Origin of the sequence: Stenotrophomonas sp. TWI587, assembly GCF_039674145.1 — a bacterium.
In the GTDB taxonomy this organism is placed as follows: domain Bacteria; phylum Pseudomonadota; class Gammaproteobacteria; order Xanthomonadales; family Xanthomonadaceae; genus Stenotrophomonas; species Stenotrophomonas maltophilia_AY.
In genome coordinates, this window is record NZ_JBDJMW010000005.1 from 190,165 (window position 1) to 209,669 (window position 19,505).

Here is a 19,505-nt window from a genome sequence, read left to right on the forward strand (position 1 = left end):
GTCCTGCACGACGGTCGCCGGGTCAGCGCAGGTCGGGCAGTGCCAGTTGGTGCTTGCGGCAGAGCCGATAGACAGTCACACGCGAAACCTGCATGTGGCGCGCGCAGGCGGTGATGTTGAAATCGGCCTGGCGCAGCGCATGTAGCAGCGTCTCGCGTTCGGCCACCTGCTTTGCACCCTGCAGGCCACGATCGACCGTCGCCTGCAGCGGTTGGGTCAGCTCCAGATCCGCCGCGGTGATCAGCTCGGCATCGCTGACGATCGCCGCACGCTGCACCCGGTTGAGCAGTTCGCGCACATTGCCAGGCCAGCCGAAGCGTTCCAGCGCCTGGACCGCATCGGCGGTGAAACCGCGCGCTCGGGTGACATGGCGGTGGCGGAAGCTGGTGAGGAAGTGGTGCGCCAGCAGCGCGATGTCGCTGCCGCGCTCGCGCAGCGGCGGCAGTGGCAGCCGCAGTACGTTGAGGCGATAGAAGAGGTCGCGACGGAAGTGACCCTGCTCGACCGCTTTCTCCAGATCCACGTGGGTGGCGGCGAGCACGCGCACATCGACCTCCAGCGGCCGGTTGCTGCCGACCCGTTCCACCGTGCCTTCCTGCAGCACGCGCAGCAGATTGGTCTGTGCATCGAGCGGCAGATCGCCGATCTCGTCCAGGAAGACGGTGCCGCCACTGGCCGATTCGAACAGGCCCAGCCGACGGGTGGCCGCACCGGTGAAGGCGCCGCGCTCATGGCCGAACAGCTCGGACTGGACCAGCGCTGCCGGGATCGCGCCGCAGTTCACCGCCAGGAACGGACGCGCATGACGTGCAGACAGTGCATGCAGCGCCTGGGCAGCGAGCTCTTTGCCGGTGCCGGTTTCGCCGGTGATCAACACCGGCAGATCCACCGGCGCGTACTTGCGGATCGCCGCACGGGTCACCTGCAGGACGGCGCTGTCGCCGATCAGGGACTGCGGGCCGTGGCTGGCGGGCAGGGGTTCGGCGCCGGCGAGCTGCTGCAGTCGCTGGACGACGCGCGGCAGGTCGATCGGAGCGGTATAGGTGTCCACGCACGCGGTGAGCAGTGCATCGAGCACCGGCGAGGGGCGAAGTGGGGCGGCCGGCAGCAAGGCCAGCAGGCTCATATGACGATGGTCCACCAGCAACTGCTGCAGATGGGCCAGGTTGGCCGGGACCACGGTGCGCAGGTCCAGCAGGCCCACAACCTGATCGCTGCCGCGCATGCCGATGCCCGCGCATTGTTCCGGGGCCACGCCTCGGACCTGCCAGCCGGCCGCAGCCAGTGTCGCCCGCTCAAGCGCGAGGGGTTGCCCAAACCAGATCACACACCGGGCAGGAAAATCGGGGACAGCCGCCATGCGTCACCTTGTCGACGAGAATCGCGGGCGGTGTCTGCTGCTGATCGGTTGCCACGGACGTGCCGCCCCACGTCCGGGTCCTCCCCCGCCACGGCGCGTGTGCGCTGGGCGCGTCGCCCGCCGGGAAAACGGCGGTGACAGAGAAAGGAACGCGGATTGGGCCGGGCAGCGGCCATCGCCGGGCGGCCCAAAGAAAAAGGCCGCTGCAGGGCAGCGGCCTTCCATCTGTGGGTTCCAGCAGGCGCGTCAGAGATCGACGCGGCGGGCCTGCATGAACTTGCCGCCCCAGTACCCGCTGACCAGGCTGTCCACGCGGACATCCTTGCCGGTGCTCGGGGCATGCAGGAAGCGACCTTCACCGACGTAGATGCCGACATGGTCGACCCGGCCCTTGCGGCCGAAGAACACCAGATCGCCAGCGGCCAGGGCGTTGCGATCATTGATCAGCTCGGCGGCGCCGTCATGGGCCATCTCGCGCGACACGCGCGGCAGTTCGACGCCCAGCGCGGTCCGGAACACATAGCCGACCAGGCCGCTGCAGTCGAAACCGCTGTCCGGCGAGGTGCCGCCCCAGCGGTACGGGGTGCCCAGCAGGGTCATCGCACGGCGCAGCAGGGACTGGACCTTGCCGTTCTCGGCGGCGTCGCCGGCCACGGTAATGGCGCCGGTGCTGGCATCGTAATTGGCGAGCAGGCGGCTCAGATCGCCGGCAAACATCGCCGAGCGGTCCATGAGGGGAATGGTGTCATTGGCCGCCAGGTGCGGAAGCAGGGCGGCGAGGGTGGCGCTGGCAGCGGCATCGGCCTTGCTGCGGGCCGGCGCATCAGCCTTGGGCTTGGCCGGCGCGGGTGACTCGGAGGCGACAGTGACAGGGGTTGCAGCGACCTCGGGGCTCGTCGTCGGTGCGGACTGGGCCCATGCCGGAAGGCTGGCCAGGCAGAGCGCTGCGGCGATGAAGGCGGGTCGGGCGCGACGCCGAAGGGCGGCGGTCTGGCCTTTGCAACTCAGGTCGTCTGTCGTCACGCGGCGGTCACTGAATAAAAACGATGGGTGATGATGCCGTGTAAGCGCGGTGATTAGGTACAAATTCCGTTAATTTTTCGTTTACAACTGTGTGATGTGCATCACAAATTTGGCTCTTACCCCTGTTCAGCTTAGTTAAGGACGCGTTTCGCCCCGGTGTAGTGGTCTTTCCAGTACGGTCCGCCCAGCGAGTCCAGCCGGACCGTGCCGCCGGTGCTGGGGGCGTGCACGAAGCGGCCTTCGCCCACATAGATGCCCACATGGAAGACATTGCCCTTGTTGCCGAAAAAGACCAGATCGCCGGGCGCCAGCCGCTTGGGATCGATCTTCGGTCCCTGCACGGCGGCCAGATCGCGCGAGGTGCGTGGCAGGCGAAGATCCAGCATCTCGCGATAGACGTAGGCGACCAGGCCGCTGCAGTCGAAACCGGATTCGGGCGTGTTGCCACCGTAGCGGTAAGGCGTGCCGACCAGGCCGATCGCACGCATCAGCACCGCGTTGGCGGCCTGCGGGTCGTTCGGGGTCACGCTGGGCCAGACCTGGGTGGAGGCGGGCGGCGGGGCCGGACGGGTGGTCTTGCCGCCGCCACAGGCGCTCAGCAGGGCGATGATCGCCAGCAGGGCCAGGTGGCCGGGCAGGTGGGTCAGGCGCGAAACTGGCGTCATGTGCATGTTGTCCGGATAATGCGCGACCTTAGAAGGCCGTCATGATGGCGGCGTATCCGGCAGGCCACAACCCGCCTCACCCGTCTGCCCTCGGCAGTCTCCAGACCAGAGTTGCGCATGAAGATCGAAAAAGACCGCGTCGTCCGTTTCCATTACACCGTCGCCGAGCAGGGCCAGGAGCCGATCGAGAGCTCCAGGGACCGTGATCCGCTGGCGATCCTGATCGGCCACGGCAACATCATCCCGGGCCTGGAAAACGCCATGATGGACAAGGAAGCCGGCGCCACCTTCGAGGTGGACGTGAAGGCGACCGATGCCTACGGCGAGCGTCGCGAAGGCCTGACCCAGCGCGTGCCCAAGAAGCACTTCGGCACCACCAAGCTGGTCCCGGGCCAGCAGGTCGTGCTGCAGACCAATTTCGGCCCGCGCGCGGTGACCGTCGAGAAGGTCGGCATGAGCGTGGTCGACGTCGACCTGAATCACCCGATGGCCGGCAAGGACCTGCACTTCAACGTCGAGATCGTCGACGTCCGTGAAGCCAGCAAGGAAGAGATCGAGCACGGCCACGTGCACGGCGACGGCGGCCACCAGCACTGAGTGCTGCAAGCCTTCGTTGATTCAACGGCCCGCTTCGGCGGGCCGTTTTCGTTTCTGCGGCAGGCCCCCGTGCGCACGGCATAATGGCGGCCCTGGTCAGCGGATTGCCTGTGAACGCAGCTTCTTCTCCTTTGCAGCCGGTGGGCGCCCACGAGCGCATCGCCGTCATCGACATCCTGCGCGGCTTCGCATTGCTGGGCATCCTGCTGATGAACATGGAGGCGTTCAGCGGTCCGCTGGACCTGTCCTTCACCGGCATCGATCCGCATTGGCAGGGCGCTGATTACTGGGCCGACGCGGCCATCTACGTGCTGGTCCAGGGCAAGTTTTTCACCCTGTTCTCGCTGCTGTTCGGCGCGGGGTTCTCGGTCATGGCGCAGCGCGCCGAAGCGGCCGGTCGCGCATTCGCGCCATTCTATCTGCGCCGCAGCGCCGCGCTGCTGCTGATCGGCCTGTGCCACGCGCTGCTGGTGTGGTCCGGCGACATCCTGGTGATCTACGCCTTGATCTCGATGCTGTTGCTTGCCTGCCGCGAGGCGCCGCGCAGCTGGCTGCCGGCGATGGGCGCGATCAGTTACCTGGGCGCGGCAGCCCTGGTGCTGCTGCTGGGCGCGTTGATGAGCTGGATGGCCAGCATGGAGCATGCGCAGGAACCCCTGCGCGAGGCCATCGCCCAGGCCCAGCGGACAATCGAACTGCAGCGGCAGGCCTACGCGCATGGCAGCTGGGTACAGGCGGTGGGACAGCGCGTGCGGGATCTCGGCGCGATGTTGTCGGGCATCTTCGTGATCGGTCCGGAAGTGCTGGGCATGTTCCTGATCGGCAGTTGGTTCGCGCGCAGCGGCGCCTTGGCCGAGCCGGACCGTTTTGCGCGGCTGTATGCACGGCTGCGCTGGATCGCGTTGCCGGTCGGTTTGCTGCTGATGCTGGGCAGTGCGATCTGGCACCCCTATCAGGCGCCCGGCACGTTGGATCTGCGCGGCGGTGTGGCGTATGCGATCAGCGCCCTGGCCGGGCTGCTGATGTGCCTGGGCTACCTGGCGTGGATCGTGCACTGGCGCGCGCGCCTGCAGGTGCTGGCACCGATGGGGCGGATGGCGCTGACCCATTACATCGGCCAGTCGCTGGTCTGCACGTGGGTGTTCTACGGATACGGACTTGGCGTGTTCGAGGCGATGCCGCGGCTGTGGCAGATTCCGTTCGCGCTGGCGCTGTTCACGCTGCAGGTGGCGATCAGCCATGTATGGCTCCGCTGCTTCCGCTTCGGGCCACTGGAATGGTTCTGGCGTGCAATGACCTATCTGCAGTGGCCGCCGCTGCGTCGGGCCTGAATCCGTGGGCGCCACGCGCCACCCTCACGTCTGGATCGCGGCCGGCCATGGCATGCTGGCCTTTACCGAGTTGAGCGATACCAATGACGACGCAATACGACTATGACCTGATCGTGCTGGGCGGTGGTTCCGGCGGGCTCGCCGCGGCCTTCCGCGCGGCGCAGCACGGCCAGCGCGTGGCGATGCTGGAGCCGGGCGAACTGGGCGGCACCTGCGTCAATGTCGGCTGCGTGCCGAAGAAGGCGATGTGGCTGGCGGCCGATCTTTCCGGCCGTATCGGCCTGGCCGCCGCAATGGGCTTCGATGTGCCGGTGCGCCCTTCGCTGGACTGGAAAGAACTGGTGGTGCATCGGCAGGCCTACATCGCCAACATCCATGCCAGTTATCTCAAGCGGCTCAATGAGAACAAGGTGGTGCGTGTACCGCGCCGTGGCCGGCTGGTGGATGCGCACACCGTGGAGTGCAGCGATGGCGTGCGCATCAGTGCCGCTCACATCCTGATCGCGACCGGTGCGTATCCGCAACGGCCGGAGATTCCCGGGGCCGAACTGGGCCTGGTCTCCGATGATTTCTTCAACCTGTGCGGCGCACCGGAGCGCGTGGCCATCGTCGGCGGTGGCTATATCGCGGTGGAGCTGGCCGGGCTGCTGCAGGCGCTGGGCAGCCGCGTGACGTTGCTGGTGCGCGGTGAACGGCTGCTGGAGCGCTTCGATGCAGAACTCACTGAACAGCTCGCCGAGAATCTGCGCCACCAGGGTGTGCAGGTCCATTTTGGCTATCGTCTGCGCGAGCTGCAGCGTGAGGGCGATGCCGTGGTTGCGTTCGGTCATGATGGCCCGGCTGATGGTCATTTCGATGCGGTGTTTTTTGCCACCGGGCGACGCGGCAACAGTGCCGATCTGGGGTTGGAAGCGCTCGGCGTGGTGATCGGTGACAAGGGCGAGGTCGAGGTCGACCAGTGGCAGACCACCGCGGTACCCAGCGTGCACGCAGTGGGCGACATTGCCGGCAAGGTTGGCCTGACCCCGGTGGCGATCGCCGCGGCGCGCAAGCTGATGGACCGCCTGTTCGGTGGCCAGCCGCAGGCGAAGATGGACTATGAAAACGTGGCCAGCGTGGTGTTTTCACACCCGGCGCTTGGTGCGGTGGGCTTGAGCGAAGAAGAGGCCTGCGCGAAGTACGGCGACGTCCGCGTGTACCGCAGCAACTTCCGCCCGATGCTGCAGGCCTTGGCCGATGGCACCCAGCGCAGCCTGTTCAAGCTGGTCTGCGTGGGCGAGGAGGAGCGTGTGGTCGGTGTCCACCTGCTGGGCGAGTCTGCCGATGAAATCCTGCAGGGGTTTGCACTGGCAGTGAAGATGGGCGTGACCAAGGCCCAGTTCGACGACACGGTGGCGATCCATCCAACCTCCGCAGAAGAAGTTGTACTGATGCGCTGAAAGCGCATCAGCGGCGTGCAGCCGCCGAAGCCGCAGAAGGGATCCGGTAGTGCCGCCACGCATGCGACAATGGCCGCCCCACCTGCTGCCCAGCCGCCCTGCGCGGCTGTCCGCCGTCCTGATGTCTTTTCCCGCCTCCTCGCTGCCCACGTCCTCCAGCCGCATCGCCGCCGGCGGCATCGCACTGGCCGCGATTGGCGCGATCGCGGCCTCGGGCAAGGCGGTCATCGTCAAACTCGCGTATCGGCATGGGGTGGATGCCACCACGCTGCTGGCGCTGCGGATGCTGATGGCGTTACCGCTGTTCGCGTTGCTGGCGGTATGGTCGGCGCGGCGCGCGCCGGCATTGTCATGGGGTGACCGCGGGCGGGTGGTGTGGCTGGGCTTCACCGGCTACTACCTGTCCAGCCTGCTGGACTTCCAGGGCCTGCAGTACATCAGCGTCACCCTGGAACGGCTGATCCTGTATTTGAACCCGACGCTGGTGCTGCTGATCAGCCTGGTCCTGCTGAAAAAGCGCCCCGGTCGCTGGCAGGTGGCGGCGCTGGTGCTCAGTTATCTGGGCGTACTGCTGGCCTTCGGCCATGACCTCCAGCTGGAAGGGGGGCGCATCGTGCTGGGCAGCGCATTGGTGTTCGCCAGCGCGCTGAGCTACGCGCTGTATCTGTTCGGCAGTGGCCAGGTGGTGGCGCGGATCGGTGCGATCCGCCTGACCGCCTATGCCAGCTGCGTGGCCTGCGTGTTGTGCGTGCTGCATTTCGCGGTGCTGCACCCGATGTCCGCGCTGGGCCATGCACCCCCGCCGGTGTATTGGCTGTCGCTGATCAACGCGACGGTCTGCACGGTGCTGCCGGTCATGGCGATCATGCTGGCGGTGAAGCGGATCGGCTCGTCGCTGGCTGCCCAGGTGGGTATGCTCGGTCCGGTCTCCACCATCGTGATGAGTCTATGGCTGCTCGACGAACCCATGGGGCCGTGGCAGATCCTCGGCACGGCCCTGGTCCTGCTCGGCGTGCTGCTGGTCAGCCGGGTCCGCGCGTGAACGCGGCCGCCGTGGGCGATGACCCGGCCGCGCAGGCACGTGCGCGGATCCTGGCGGTGATTCATGCGATTCCGCGCGGGCAGGTGATGGGCTACGGCCAGGTCGCCGCCAAGGCCGGGCTGCCGGGCAGGGCGCGGCTGACCGCGCGCGTGCTCGGCATGAATGACGACCCGGACCTGCCGTGGCACCGCGTGCTGCGTTCGGACGGGCGCATTGCAATGCCCGAAGGCTCGGCAGGGTGGAAGGAACAGAGCCAGCGGCTGCGCGCCGAGGGCGTGGTGATCGAACGGGGGCGGGTGAAGGGCATGCCGGTAACCGGCGCCAACGATCTGGATGCCGCCCTGTGGGGACCGGGCTGACGCTGCCTGCCGGTTGAACGCGGGCGCCGCCGCGCAGATGGCGGCCTGGCGCTGCGGCTATGATGGGCGCAGTTCCAAAGGATGCCCCCATGTTTCCGCGACTGCCTACCGTCACCAAAGCGTTGTTGATCGCCAACGCCGTGCTGTTCCTGCTGCAGCAGCCGTTCCTGCTCGGCAACGGCACCTTCGAGCCCTTCATGCTGCAGCCGTTGGGCGGCGGCTTCGATCCGTTCTCGCCGGGCGGCAACTTCCAGCCGTGGCAGCTGCTGACCTATGGCTTCCTGCATGGCAGCTTCGGCCATCTGTTCTTCAACATGCTCGCGCTCTTCATGTTCGGCGCGCCGTTGGAGCAGACCTGGGGCGAAAAACGTTTCCTCATCTATTACCTGGTGTGCGTCGCCGGTGCCGGGCTGTGCCAGCTGCTGGTCGGCATGATGCTGGCCGATCCGGCCACAGTGCTGGGTGCGTCGGGTGGCGTGTTCGGTCTGCTCCTGGCCTACGGCATGCTGTTCCCGAACCAGCGGGTGATGCTGCTGTTCCCGCCGATCCCGATGAAGGCCCGTACCTTCGTGATCGTGTTCGGTGCGATGGAGCTGATGCTGGGCGCCACCGGCTGGCAGCCGGGCGTGGCCCACTTCGCGCATCTGGGCGGCATGTTGTTCGGCTGGCTGCTGATCCGCTACTGGCGTGGCCAACCACCGTTCAACAACCGTCGCCCGCCGGGCCCGCCGAAGCGACCCAATCATCTGCGCAGTATCAAGTGAGGCAAATAACAGGGACGGAGGTAGTTAATAACCACCTCCGTCCCCGTTAAATGAAAAGGGCGCCCAATGGGCGCCCTTTTCGTTGCTGCCTTGCGGGACTCAGCGCCAGACCTTGATCTGGTCGTTGTCCACGCGCTGCATCGGCTGGCCGGGCTTGCAGGTGAAGGTGGCACCGAAGGCCGGCAGGTTGGACAGCGGGCCGTTGGTGCGCCAGCGGCCCGGGGCAAGGATGTCCGAGGTCAGGCGCTGGGCGGCGACGTTCGGCGACAGCTGCTGCGGCCACAGGCTCGCCCAGCCGCGGAAGAAGCCCTGCTGCGCGGCCGGCTTGGCGGCCGGTTCGACCGCCTTGTAAGCCTCCCACGCCAGTTCCAGGCCAGCCAGGTCGGCCAGGTTCTCTTCGCGGGTGAGTTCGCCGTTGACCTTGGCACCCTTCACGCCCGGGTAGTCGTAGCCGCTGTACTGGGCGGCCACGCGGTTGCCGAACAGCGTCCAGGCGGTCTTGTCGGCCGGGGTCCACCAGCTGCGCAGTTCGCCCTTGGCATCGACCAGCGCGCCCTTGGCATCGATCGCGCGGGTCAGCTCATGGGCGACCAGCGCACCGTAGCTGCCAAACAGCTCGGCGGTATCGCCCTTGGCGTTGAACACCGGGCTCTGCAGCACGGCGGCGGTGACGATCAGGCGGTTCTGCGCGATGTCATACGCCAGTGCCGGCTGCTGCGGCAGCACGTCCCAGCGGCGGTCGGCGTTGCCCTTGCCGATGCGCTTCATTTCTTCGCGGTGGCGCCAGGTGGAGGCGATCAGCATGTTGCCGCCGAAGCTGCCGCGGCCCATCGGCTGCACGGTGTAGTCCAGATCGCGCAACGGGGTGCCGATCTCGATCTTCAGCGCGGCCAGCTTGGCCTGCGCTTCGGTCTTGGCTTCATCGCTCATCCAGGTGCTGCGCTTGACCGCATCGATCTGCACTTCGCGGATCTTGTCCACCACCAGCGCCGCCTTGCGACGGTCATCGGCCGACAGGTGCTTGGCCGCGTACTCACGGCCGACCATCGGGCCGGCAGCGACGTTGATCGCATCCAGCACCTGTTCCCAGCGCGCCGGCGGCAGGGTCTGGCCACGGATCACACGGCCGCGGAATTCGAATTCGGCATCGCGGTAGGCCTTGGACAGGTACGGGGCCATCGCATCACCCACGCGCCAGCGCAGATAGATCTTCCACTGTTCCGGCTTGAGGCGGGTGACCATGCCATCGAGCTGCTTGAACAGTGCCGGATCGGACAGCGAGACCAGGTCGTCGTTGACGCCCTGCGCCTTCAGGAAGGCCTCCAGCTGCAGGTTGCGGTAACGGCTGTTGAGCTCCTTGGTGGAGATCGGCGCGTAGTTGTTGAACGGGTTGTTGATCCCGGCCAGCGACTGCGCACTGCGCGCCAGTTCGGTTTCCAGGGCGATCACCGACTGCGACTCCGCATCGAGCTTGTCGGCCGGAGTGCCGGTCAGCGCCAGCACCTGCTTGACGTAGTTGCGGTAGCGACCCATCAGCGCGACGGTGTCGGCATCGGTCCGGGTGTAGAACGCCGGGTCCGGCAGGCCCATGCCGCCCTGCATGAAGTAGCCGATGTGGCGGTCCAGCGCCTTCAGGTCCACGTCCGGGGCGAAGTTGAACGCCACCGGGATGCCGACCTGGTGCAGCGCAGCGATCGAGGCCGGCACGTCCTTGGCCTTCTTGATCGCATTGATGCGGGTCAGCAGCGGGGCGATCGGGTTGGAGCCGTCGGCTTCCACCGCGGCCTCGTCCAGGCCACTGGCCCAGAAGTCGCCCAGCAGCTTCTGCACGTTGCCCTGCGGCGCGGTCATCGCGCCATCCAGCAGTGCGCGCTGCTGCTGGCGGGTGCGGTCGGCCAGCTGGCCCAGCGCGGTGGTGGCGCCGGTCTGCGGCACCGGATTGGCCTTCAACCAGGTGGCGTTGGTGGCTTCGTAGAAGTCGCTGCACTGGGCGCTGACCGCCGGCGCGCGGGCGGCGGCCTTCTTCTTCGGCGCGGCGTGCGCATCGGGAGCAGCGACCAGGGTGAGCAGGCTGATGCCCAGGGCGATGGCAAGCGGACGGAGGTTGGACATGTAAAGCGAATCCAGCGGAATTGGGATCGCGCGAGTGTACCAAGCAAAGCGAAAAGAGCGTGATGGGCAGCATGCGCCCCAAAAGCAAAGGCCCGGGAGATCCCGGGCCTTTGCATGCATCACCTCACGCGTGGGCGCGATGGCTTACCAGATCACAACCTGCTGGTCGCCGGCGCGCACCATCGGCGAACCGGCCTTGCACTGGAACGCAGCGGCGAAGGTCGGCAGGTTCGACGGGGCACCCATCGCACGGAACTGCGCCGGGGCATGCGGGTCGGTCGCCAGACGGACCTTCATGTTCTCCGGGGTGTACTTGGTGCGCCACACGGTGGCCCAGTTGAAGAAGAAGCGCTGGTCGCGGGTGAAGCCGTCGACCTTCGGGTCTTCCTTGCCGGCCGAAGCCTTCTGCAGGGCGTCGTAGGCGGTGGCCAGGCCACCCAGGTCGGCGATGTTCTCGCCCAGGGTCAGCTTGCCGTTGACCGGCTGGCCGTCCACCCGGTAGCCGTCGAACTGCTTGATCAGCTTGCCGGTCAGGCCGCTGAAGTTCTTGGTGTCCGCCTCGGTCCACCAGTTCTCGAAGTTGCCGGTCGGCCCGAAGCGGCTGCCCTGGTCATCGTAACCGTGCGTCATTTCGTGGCCGATCACCGCACCGATGCCGCCGTAGTTCAGCGCGTCATCGGCCTTCGGATCGAAGAACGGCGGCTGCAGGATGGCAGCCGGGAACACGATCTCGTTTTGCAGCGGGTTGTAGTAGGCATTGACCGTCTGCGGGGTCATGCCCCACTCGGTCTTGTCCACCGGCTGGCCGATCTTGGACAGCGCGAACTTGTAGTTGAATTCGTTCGCCGCGCGCACGTTGCCCAGGTAGCTGTCACGACCGGTGGTCAGGCCGCTCCAGTCACGCCACTTGTCCGGGTAGCCGATCTTCGGAGTGAAGGTTTCCCACTTGGCGATCGCCTTGGCCTTGGTCTCGTCGCTCATCCAGGTCAGGCCCTGGATGCGCTCCTTGAGCGAGGCGGCCAGGTTCTTGACCAATTCTTCCATCTTGGCCTTGGCTTCCGGCGAGAAGGCGACCTTGACGTACAGCTGGCCGAACGCATCGCCGGCATCGTTTTCGATGGTGCCCAGCACGCGCTTCCAACGCGGCTTCTGCTCCTTCTGACCGTTCAGGGTTTTGCCGTAGAAGTTGTAGTTCTCGTTGACGAAGGCATCGGCCAGGTACGGCGAGGCGCCGTCCACGGTGTGGAAGCGCAGGTAGGCGCGCCACACCGACGGATCGGTGTCGCCCAGCGCCTTGCTCACTTCCTGGTGGAAGCTCGGCATGGCCAGCGAGAACTTCTCCGGGGCGGCGATGCCCTGGGCCTTGAAGAACTCGGTCCAGCTGAAGTTCGGGGTCAGCTTGTCCGCATCGGCCACGGTGACCGGGTTGTAGAACAGCGAGACGTCGCGCGAGAGCTCGACGCTGGACTTGGAGGCCTTGGCCAGGCGGGTTTCGAACTTGACCACATCGGCGGCCTGCTTTTCAGCATCGGCCGTGGCCACGCCGGCCAGTTCCAGCACCTTGGCCACGTGGGCCTGGTAGGCCTTGAGCTTGTCGGCGTTCTTGGCGTCGGTGTAATAGGTGGTATCCGGCAGGCCCAGGCCGCCCTGGCTGGCGTAGGCCAGGTTCATGCTGGAATTCTTGAAGTCCGCTTCCGGACCGAAGCCGAACAGCACGTTCTCGCCCTTGGCCGCGCTGGTGCGCAGGTAGTTGGCGATCGCGTCCTTGTCCTGCAGGCCGTCGATGGCGGTCAGGTCGGCCTTGATCGGCTCGATGCCCTGGGCATTGATCTTGGCCTCGTCCATGCCGGTGGCCCAGAAGTCGCCGACGATCTTCTCGATGCCCACGGGGTTCTTGACCGCCGCGACCTGCTCGGCGAGCTGGTGCTGCACGGCGACCGAGCGCTCGTCCAGGATGGTGAAGGCGCCCCAGCTGGTGCGGTCGGCCGGGATTTCATTGGCGGCCAGCCACTTGCTGTTGACGTAGTCGCCGAACGCATTGCAGGCGTCCATGCTGGTGTCCAGATCGGACGGGTGGAAGGCGTTGTAGGCCGGCAGCTTGCTCTCGTCGAGCTTGTACTCGGTGGCGGCCGGCGCCGCCGGCGCGGCGGTGGAGGCTGCGCTGTCCGTGGCCGGGGTTTCGTTCTTGCCGCAGCCGACCAGCGCGGCCGAAACGGCCAGGGTCAGCAGTACCAGTTTGGGTGTACGAGCGATCACGTGATTGGCCTCCAGGCCGGAAAGTCATGCAGGAATGGCCCGGAAGGGCCTGTGGGCCAGACGATACGCCGCTGGCCCGGCCTGCAAGGGTGTCGAAGGTCATGGCTGATGGCAAGAGGCCTGATCCGGTCAACCCTGGCGATGGGGCTGGCCCGATGACGGCCAAGGAAAAGCCCCGCCTTGCGGCGGGGCCCGGGGTGTCATCCCTGGTGCGGCTTAGTTGGTCTTGGTGCCGAAATCGTACTTGGCCTGCACGTACACCGCGCGACCGTAAGGGTTGTAGATGCTGCTGTTATAGGGCGAGGCGACATTGCCGGCGTAGCTGTGGGCCTGACCGTCGGGCATCTTGTTGAACACGTTGTTGACCATCAACGAGAGGGTCAGGTTGTCCAGCGCCCGGTAGTTCACGCTCAGGTTGTAGGTGGTGTACGAGCCCCACTTGCCCGCCTTGTAACCGGACGAATGCACGTAGTCGAAGCTCTCGCCCAGGTAAGACATGTAGTTGGGCGTCTTGCCGATGTAGTTGAAGTACAACGTGGTGGTCCAGCGGTCCTTGGCCCAGCCCACCGAGCCATCGGTACGGACTTTGGCGTAGGCGTCGTAGTACCACATTGCGTACGGGTCACGCAGCAGGTCCAGGTAACCATCGCCCGGCTGCGGCTGCAGTTCGCGCTTGAGGATGTTGGTGTAGTTGCTGGCGAACTGCAGCGAGCCGAAACGGCCGATGTCCTGCACGTACTTGAAGCTGGCCGTCAGTGCCTGCAGGTTCTGGCGGGCGACGTTGAGCTTCGGTGTGAAGATCTGCTCGATGTTGCCGGCGGCGTCGCGGGTGATCCAATCGGCGACGTTGTCGCAGCTGGCCGATGTCGGGTTGTCCTGGCCGTTGCGGCAGTAGTACTCCGCCCGCAGCAGCTGGTCCGAGCTCAGGGTGTCGACTTCGTTGTCGATCTTCCAGTTGTAGTAGTCCACCGAGACGGACAGGTTGTTGATCGGTGCCCAGACCACGCCGGCATTCCACACATCGGCAGTGATCGGCTCCAGTTCGGTGTTGCCGGCCTGCACGCCGAACACCGACTCGTTGCCATACGGGCAGGCGAGGGTATCGGCAGGCGCGTAGCCGAGCTGGCCGCAACGGTAGTAATCGACCGCACCGTTGGCGTAGTAGCCGCTCTCGCCCTGGAAGGCATCAGGCAGCGTCGGGGCACGGAACGCCGTGCCGTACTTGCCCCGGAACAGCAGGCTTTCGATTGGACGGAACTCGACACCGACGCTGTAGGTGGCCTTGTCCACGGTGTTGTCGGCGATCTTATAAGCGTCATATCGGCCGGAACCGGTGACGGTCAGCGAATCGATCAGCGGCAAACGCAGCTCGGAGGTGATGGCGTAATTGCTGCGATGGCCATTGCCGGCCACCGAGGTGGTGCCCCACACGCTGCCATCCATCAGGCGCTCATCCGGGCGATAGTCCCAGCCTTCGCTGCCTGCCTCGGCGACGATGGCGAAACCCGCATCGCCACCGGGCAACGTGAACAGGGAGCCGTTGGTGATCTGGAAGCGGCCCAGATTCTGCCAGGTCTTGCTCTGGTTGTAGGTGTAACCGGTGAAGGTCTGGAAATCACCGGCGGGCAGCTGCGAGTAGAACGCGCCCCAGTTCGGGCTGTAGATGTTGTAACCGTCGTCGGTGGTGCCCAGCACCGGGCCGAGCACGCGGTTTTCGAAGTAACTGTCGATGTCATCGGCCCAGCGCACGAAACCACGCTCGGTCAGCTTGTACTCGCCGCGGCTGAAGCTGGCGCTGTAGTCCCAGTTGCCGAACTTGCCACGTCCGCCCAGGGTGACCTGGTAGGCCTTGTTACGATCGGTGTTGAGGATGTCCTTGTAGCCGTTCGGCCCGATATCCTCCGGTGCGAAGGCGCGCTGCAGGTTCATGTACTGATCGGTGTCCTGGTCGTAGAACGCGCCGAACGTCAGGTCACTGCCCCAGAACGTGTAGCCCGAACCCGGCGTGTATTTAACCTCTTCCAGGCTGTACAGCGCATCGGCGAACAGGGTGAAGTTGTCGTTCACATCAAACGTCATCGAGCTGTAGAACTGGCTGCTTTCCTTGTCGTTCTTCAGCGTGCGGTAGCCAGCGCCGTAGGCCGAGCCGCAGGATTCGCCCGCCGCGCGGGTGCCGAGCACGGTGGTACCGCCGAACTGGCCGGCGACACTGGCGCAGCGCGTCGGATCCATCATCACGAATGCGTTGTTGTCTGCCGGCAGATAGACCAGGAAATCATTGGCCGGCACCTGCGCGCTGTAACCGACCCGGTTGTTGGTTCGGGTCAGGTCGCGCTGGTAACCCCAGATTGGATTGCTCTTTTCGTACTGGACGTTGACCAGTGCATTGAAACGGTCATCTGCGCTGTTGAAGCCCTTGGCTCCGCTGACGCGGATGTTGTTGCCGCCGCCTTCGGTGGTGGCGCCGCCGCGCACGTTGAGCACGCCGCCTTCCATGCGTTCCTTGAGGATGATGTTGACCACACCGGCGATGGCATCCGATCCGTACAGCGAGGACTGGCCGCCGGGTAGGATCTCAATGCGCTCGACGATGTCGATCGGAATGCCGCTGAGGTTGTTAAACGCGTCGCTGCCGTTGTAGAGCGCCGGGTACTGCAGCATCGGGCGGCCGTTGATCAGGTACTTGGTGTAGCCCGGATCCAGACCGAACATGCCTGCCGCTTCAGCGCCCTGGGTGAACGAGGCGGCGGTCTGTCCGCCCTGCAGGCCGCCGGTGGTGAGCGAGGACTGCTGCAGGACTTCGGAAATGCTGGTGAAACCGCGGGTCTGGATGTCCTCGGCGGTGACGGTCAAGACCGGCGTGTGGTTCTCGATCTCGGTCTGGGGGATCAGCGATCCGGTGACGGTGACACGATCGAGATTGGTGGCGGTGTTGTCCTGCGCGAACACGCTGGCGCTGGTGAACAGCAGGCCGGTGAGGACAGCAGTAGCGAGCGGATGACGCGAAATCGAATTGCCTTGGCGAGACATGTGCAACCCCGTGTAGTGGTGATGTCGTGGCTTTCCCTTCCGTGGGACGTCTTGATGGCGTTCTACGCTGATCCGGTCCCAGGCCTCGGCGGCCCATCCCTGGAAGTTTCAGTCTGCGTTCAGTCCGAACCGGTGCGCGGCGAACGTAACACACGCTTCACGTAAAGGGACCCGCTTTTTCATATCTGCGGTGTAGGAAAAATCTGACTTTCTGAAAATGTATTGAAAAAACAGACGTGTGGAAAATGTCGCATCGTGTCGCTCTGTGCGCGGGCGCTGCAAAATGATCACGTTCGTTGTTAACAACTGGGATTTACGCCGACGGGAGCGTTTCGATCGTGATGTGTGATGCGCAAAAAAAGCCCCGCCTTTCGGCAGGGCTTCGTTATCACCTCATCGCGCTGTATTACTTCGCGCCAAACTCATACTTGGCCTGCACATACACGGCGCGGCCGTAGATGTTGTAGAAGTAATTGTTGTAAGGCGTACCCGAGGTGCCCGGGAAGTTGCTTGCCTGGTTGTCGGGCATTTTGTTGAACACGTTGTTGACCATGACCGAGAAGGTCATGTTCTCAGCAGCACGGTAGTTCACGCTCAGGTTGTAGGTGGTGTAGGAGCCCCACTTGCCCGCCTTGGCGCCCGAGGAATGCACGTAGTCATAGCCGTTGCCGGCGTAGGCCAGGTAGTTCGGGGTTTTGCCGACATAGTTGAAGTACAGCGTGGTGGTCCACTTGTCCAACGCCCAGCCCACCGAGCCATCCGCACGCACCTTGGCGTAGGAATCGTAGATCCACATGTTGTACGGATCGCGCAGCAGATCCAGATACTCATCACCGGGCTGCGGCTGCAGCTCGCGCTTGATCATGTTGGTGTAGTTGGTGGAGAACTGCAGCGCACCGAAACGACCCAGCTCCTGCACGTACTTGGCGCTGGCGGTGATGGCCTGCAGGTTCTGGCTGGCCACGTTCATCTTCGGCGTGTAGATCTCGTCCAGAACGCCGGAGGCATCACGGGTGATCCACTCGTTGACGTTGTCGCAGCTGGCCGAGGTGTTGTTGACCTGGCCGTTGCGGCAGTAGTACTCGGCCAGCAGCAGCTGATCCGAACTCAGCGTGTCGACTTCGTTCTTGATCTTCCAGTTGTAGTAGTCGACCGAGAAGGACAGGTTGTTCAGCGGTGCCCAGACCACACCCGCATTCCACACATCGGCGGTGATCGGCTCCAGGTCCGGGTTGCCGGCACGTTGGCCGAACACCGAGACGCTGTCATATGCACAGCCGGTGGTGTCGGTCGGCGCGTAGCCCAGCTGACCGCAGCGGTAGTAGTCGGTGGCGCCGTTGGCGTAGTAACCGCTCAGGCCCTGGAAAGCATCGGACAGGCTCGGCGCACGGAATGCGGTGCCGTACTTGCCACGGAACAACAGGCTTTCGATCGGGCGGAACTCGACGCCGACGCTGTAGGTCGCCTTGTCCACGGTGCTGCTGCCAATCTTGAAGGCGTCATAACGGCCCGAGCCGGTGACCGTCAGCGAGTCGAGCAGCGGCAGGCGCAGCTCGGAGGTCACCGCGTAATTGCTGCGATGGCCGGCACCGGCCACGGCGGTGGTGCCCCATACGCTGCCATCCATCAGACGTTCGTCCGGGGTGTAATCCCAGCCTTCGCTGCCGGCTTCAGCAACCACGGCGAAACCAGCATCACCGCCGGGCAGTGAGAACAGCGTGCCATTGGTGATCTGGAAGCGGCCCAGGTTCTGCCAGGTACGGCTCTGGCTCTCGGTGTAACCGGTGAAGGTAGCGAAATCGCCGGCCGGGATCGGTGCGTAGAAGGCGTCCCAGTTCGGCGAGAACACGGCATAGCCGTTACGCGTGCCCAACTGCGGGCCCAGTACGTGCTCTTCGAAGTAGTTGTTGATCGGATCGGCCCAGCGCACGAAGTTGCGCTCGGTCAGCTTGTACTCGCCGCGCGTGAAGCTGGCGCTGTAATCCCAATTGCCCAGCGTGCCGCGGCCACCGAGGGTGACCTGGTAGGCCTTGTTGCGGTCGGTATTGAGAATGTCCTTGTAGCCGTTGGCGCCGATGTCTTCCGGCGCGAACGCGCGCTGCAGGTTCATCCACTGGCCGCTGGTCTGATCCCAGAATCGACCGTAGCCGGAGGCGGTGCCCCACCAGGTGTAGTTGGAGCCGGTGGCGTACTTCACGTCCTCATAGCTGTAGAGCACATCGCCGAACAACTGCAGGCTGTCGTTGGCGTCGAAGGTGAAGGAGCTGTAGATCTGCGCGCTGTCCTTGCCGTTCTTGACGGTCTTGTAACCCGGGCTGTAGATCGAGCCGCAGGACTGGCCGGCCGCACGCGTGCCAAGCACGGTGGTGCCGCCGAACTGACCGGCGACGTTGGCGCACAGGTTCGGGTCCATCATCAGGTAGGCATTGCCTGCCGCCGGATTGACCACCAGGAAATCATTGGTTGGCACCTGGGCGGTGTAGCCGTTGCCGTTGGTGGTCCTGGTGACGTCGCGCTGGTAGCCCCAGATCGGGTTGCTGGATTCGAACTGTGCATTGACCAGTACGTTGAGGCGGTCATCGGCACTGTTGAAACCGGTAGCCCCACTGATGCGGAACGTGCTGCCGCCGCCCTCGGTGTAGGTGCCCCCGCGCACGTTCAGCACGCTGCCGTCCATCCGCTCTTTCAGGATGATGTTGACCACGCCGGCGATCGCGTCCGAGCCGTACAGGGAGGACTGGCCACCCGGCAGGATTTCGATGCGCTCGACGATGTCGATCGGAATGCCGCTGATGTTGTTGAACGTGTCGCCGCCGTTGTACAGGGCGGGGTAGGACAGCATCGGCCGGCCGTTGATCAGGTACTTGGTGTAGCTCGGGCTCAGGCCGAACATGCCGGCTGCTTCAGCACCCTGGGTGAACGAGGCGGAAGTCTGGCCGCCCTGCAGGCCACCGGTGGTCAGCGAGGACTGCTGCAGGACATCGGCCACGCTGGTGAAACCGCGGGTCTGGATGTCCTCGGCGGTGATGGTCACCACCGGCGTATGGGTTTCGATCTCGGTCTGCGGGATCAGCGAACCGGTAACGGTGACCTTGTCCAGGTTGGTGGTGCTGCTGTCCTGGGCGAAGGCAGTGGCGGCGCTGGTCAGCAGCATGCCGGTCAGAACGGCAGCGGTCAGCGGGTGGCGAGACAGGGTGGAGCGATAGCGAGACATGGGCATCCCCGAGTGCAGTGTCGACGTGGGTGGGGGCCGTCCGTGGGAACGTTTACATTCATAAGTGAAGCTTTCCGTGCTTCATCATCGAACGTAACACAGCCTTAACAATGCTTACACGGATCAGTCACATGACGATCAGAAATGAGGCGCGTAACGACTGAAAAAACACTTTTAAATCAATAATGTATGTTTTTGTATCGATGTGTAACAGGTCGGGCGATGAGCTGAAGCTGAATACTTACATGTGAAAGCGATTTCTGTTTTCGGGGTCTTGCCACCCGGTTGAGGGATCTTTGCGACCTGCGTCGGG

13 protein-coding genes are annotated in these 19,505 nt (G+C 64.8%); 6 read left to right on the forward strand and 7 right to left on the reverse strand.

Annotated features, from left to right (window positions below; translation table 11 throughout):
• Positions 1–22: 22 nt before the first annotated feature.
• The 3 genes from ABE464_RS10210 to ABE464_RS10220 form a co-directional block, all read right to left on the reverse strand.
• A complete protein-coding gene (locus tag ABE464_RS10210; protein ID WP_346471851.1) occupies positions 23–1,360 on the reverse strand; it encodes a sigma-54 dependent transcriptional regulator in 1,338 nt (445 codons plus the stop codon).
• Between the two features lie 246 nt (positions 1,361–1,606).
• Complete coding sequence (locus ABE464_RS10215) at positions 1,607–2,368, reverse strand: NlpC/P60 family protein (RefSeq protein WP_346472015.1); 762 nt, start codon at positions 2,366–2,368, stop codon at positions 1,607–1,609.
• 146 nt (positions 2,369–2,514) lie between these two features.
• Complete coding sequence (locus tag ABE464_RS10220) at positions 2,515–3,054, reverse strand: C40 family peptidase (protein WP_346471852.1); 540 nt, start codon at positions 3,052–3,054, stop codon at positions 2,515–2,517.
• A gap of 111 nt (positions 3,055–3,165) precedes the next feature.
• On the opposite strand from ABE464_RS10220, the gene ABE464_RS10225 reads away from it, so the two are divergent.
• The 6 genes from ABE464_RS10225 (at position 3,166) to ABE464_RS10250 (ending at position 8,580) form a co-directional block, all read left to right on the forward strand.
• Positions 3,166–3,645 carry a peptidylprolyl isomerase gene (locus ABE464_RS10225; RefSeq protein WP_346471853.1) on the forward strand — a complete coding sequence of 160 codons (480 nt, stop codon included), beginning with the start codon at positions 3,166–3,168 and terminating at the stop codon, positions 3,643–3,645.
• An 83-nt stretch (positions 3,646–3,728) separates the two neighbouring features.
• Positions 3,729–4,976 carry a DUF418 domain-containing protein gene (locus ABE464_RS10230; RefSeq protein ID WP_346471854.1) on the forward strand — a complete coding sequence of 416 codons (1,248 nt, stop codon included), beginning with the start codon at positions 3,729–3,731 and terminating at the stop codon, positions 4,974–4,976.
• Positions 4,977–5,059: 83 nt separating this feature from the next.
• Positions 5,060–6,415, forward strand: coding sequence for a glutathione-disulfide reductase (gorA, locus tag ABE464_RS10235; protein ID WP_346471855.1), 1,356 nt, complete (start codon positions 5,060–5,062; stop codon positions 6,413–6,415).
• Positions 6,416–6,536: 121 nt separating this feature from the next.
• The gene (locus tag ABE464_RS10240; protein ID WP_346471856.1) at positions 6,537–7,457 is read left to right on the forward strand and encodes a DMT family transporter; all 921 of its coding nucleotides are present in this window, start codon (positions 6,537–6,539) and stop codon (positions 7,455–7,457) included.
• Positions 7,454–7,816, forward strand: coding sequence for an MGMT family protein (locus tag ABE464_RS10245; protein WP_346471857.1), 363 nt, complete (start codon positions 7,454–7,456; stop codon positions 7,814–7,816). Before ABE464_RS10240 ends, ABE464_RS10245 begins: the two co-directional genes overlap by 4 nt.
• Positions 7,817–7,905: 89 nt before the next feature.
• Entirely contained in the window at positions 7,906–8,580 is a 675-nt protein-coding gene (locus tag ABE464_RS10250) for a rhomboid family intramembrane serine protease (protein ID WP_070470961.1), read from the forward strand.
• Positions 8,581–8,679: 99 nt separating this feature from the next.
• On the opposite strand, the gene ABE464_RS10255 is transcribed toward ABE464_RS10250, so the two are convergent.
• The 4 genes from ABE464_RS10255 to ABE464_RS10270 form a co-directional block, all read right to left on the reverse strand.
• On the reverse strand, positions 8,680–10,692 hold the full coding sequence (locus ABE464_RS10255; protein WP_346471858.1) for a M13 family metallopeptidase: 2,013 nt from the start codon (positions 10,690–10,692) through the stop codon (positions 8,680–8,682).
• Positions 10,693–10,836: 144 nt separating this feature from the next.
• Positions 10,837–12,945 (reverse strand): M13-type metalloendopeptidase, encoded by a 2,109-nt coding sequence (locus ABE464_RS10260; RefSeq protein WP_346472016.1) that lies wholly within the window; start codon positions 12,943–12,945, stop codon positions 10,837–10,839.
• A gap of 219 nt (positions 12,946–13,164) precedes the next feature.
• Complete coding sequence (locus tag ABE464_RS10265; RefSeq protein ID WP_346471859.1) at positions 13,165–15,978, reverse strand: TonB-dependent receptor; 2,814 nt, start codon at positions 15,976–15,978, stop codon at positions 13,165–13,167.
• Positions 15,979–16,384: 406 nt separating this feature from the next.
• Positions 16,385–19,192 (reverse strand): TonB-dependent receptor, encoded by a 2,808-nt coding sequence (locus ABE464_RS10270; RefSeq protein ID WP_346471860.1) that lies wholly within the window; start codon positions 19,190–19,192, stop codon positions 16,385–16,387.
• Positions 19,193–19,505 lie beyond the last annotated feature (313 nt).

Excerpts from the sequence above, each read along its gene's own strand:
- ABE464_RS10210 (WP_346471851.1), bottom strand. The coding sequence starts at position 1,360 with ATGGCGGCTGTCCCCGATTTTCCTGCCCGGTGTGTGATCTGGTTTGGG.
- ABE464_RS10220 (WP_346471852.1), bottom strand. The coding sequence starts at position 3,054 with ATGCACATGACGCCAGTTTCGCGCCTGACCCACCTGCCCGGCCACCTG.
- ABE464_RS10225 (WP_346471853.1), top strand. The coding sequence starts at position 3,166 with ATGAAGATCGAAAAAGACCGCGTCGTCCGTTTCCATTACACCGTCGCC.
- ABE464_RS10230 (WP_346471854.1), top strand. The coding sequence starts at position 3,729 with ATGGCGGCCCTGGTCAGCGGATTGCCTGTGAACGCAGCTTCTTCTCCT.
- gorA (WP_346471855.1), top strand. The coding sequence starts at position 5,060 with ATGACGACGCAATACGACTATGACCTGATCGTGCTGGGCGGTGGTTCC.
- ABE464_RS10240 (WP_346471856.1), top strand. The coding sequence starts at position 6,537 with ATGTCTTTTCCCGCCTCCTCGCTGCCCACGTCCTCCAGCCGCATCGCC.
- ABE464_RS10250 (WP_070470961.1), top strand. The coding sequence starts at position 7,906 with ATGTTTCCGCGACTGCCTACCGTCACCAAAGCGTTGTTGATCGCCAAC.
- ABE464_RS10255 (WP_346471858.1), bottom strand. The coding sequence starts at position 10,692 with ATGTCCAACCTCCGTCCGCTTGCCATCGCCCTGGGCATCAGCCTGCTC.
- ABE464_RS10265 (WP_346471859.1), bottom strand. The coding sequence starts at position 15,978 with ATGTCTCGCCAAGGCAATTCGATTTCGCGTCATCCGCTCGCTACTGCT.
- ABE464_RS10270 (WP_346471860.1), bottom strand. The coding sequence starts at position 19,192 with ATGTCTCGCTATCGCTCCACCCTGTCTCGCCACCCGCTGACCGCTGCC.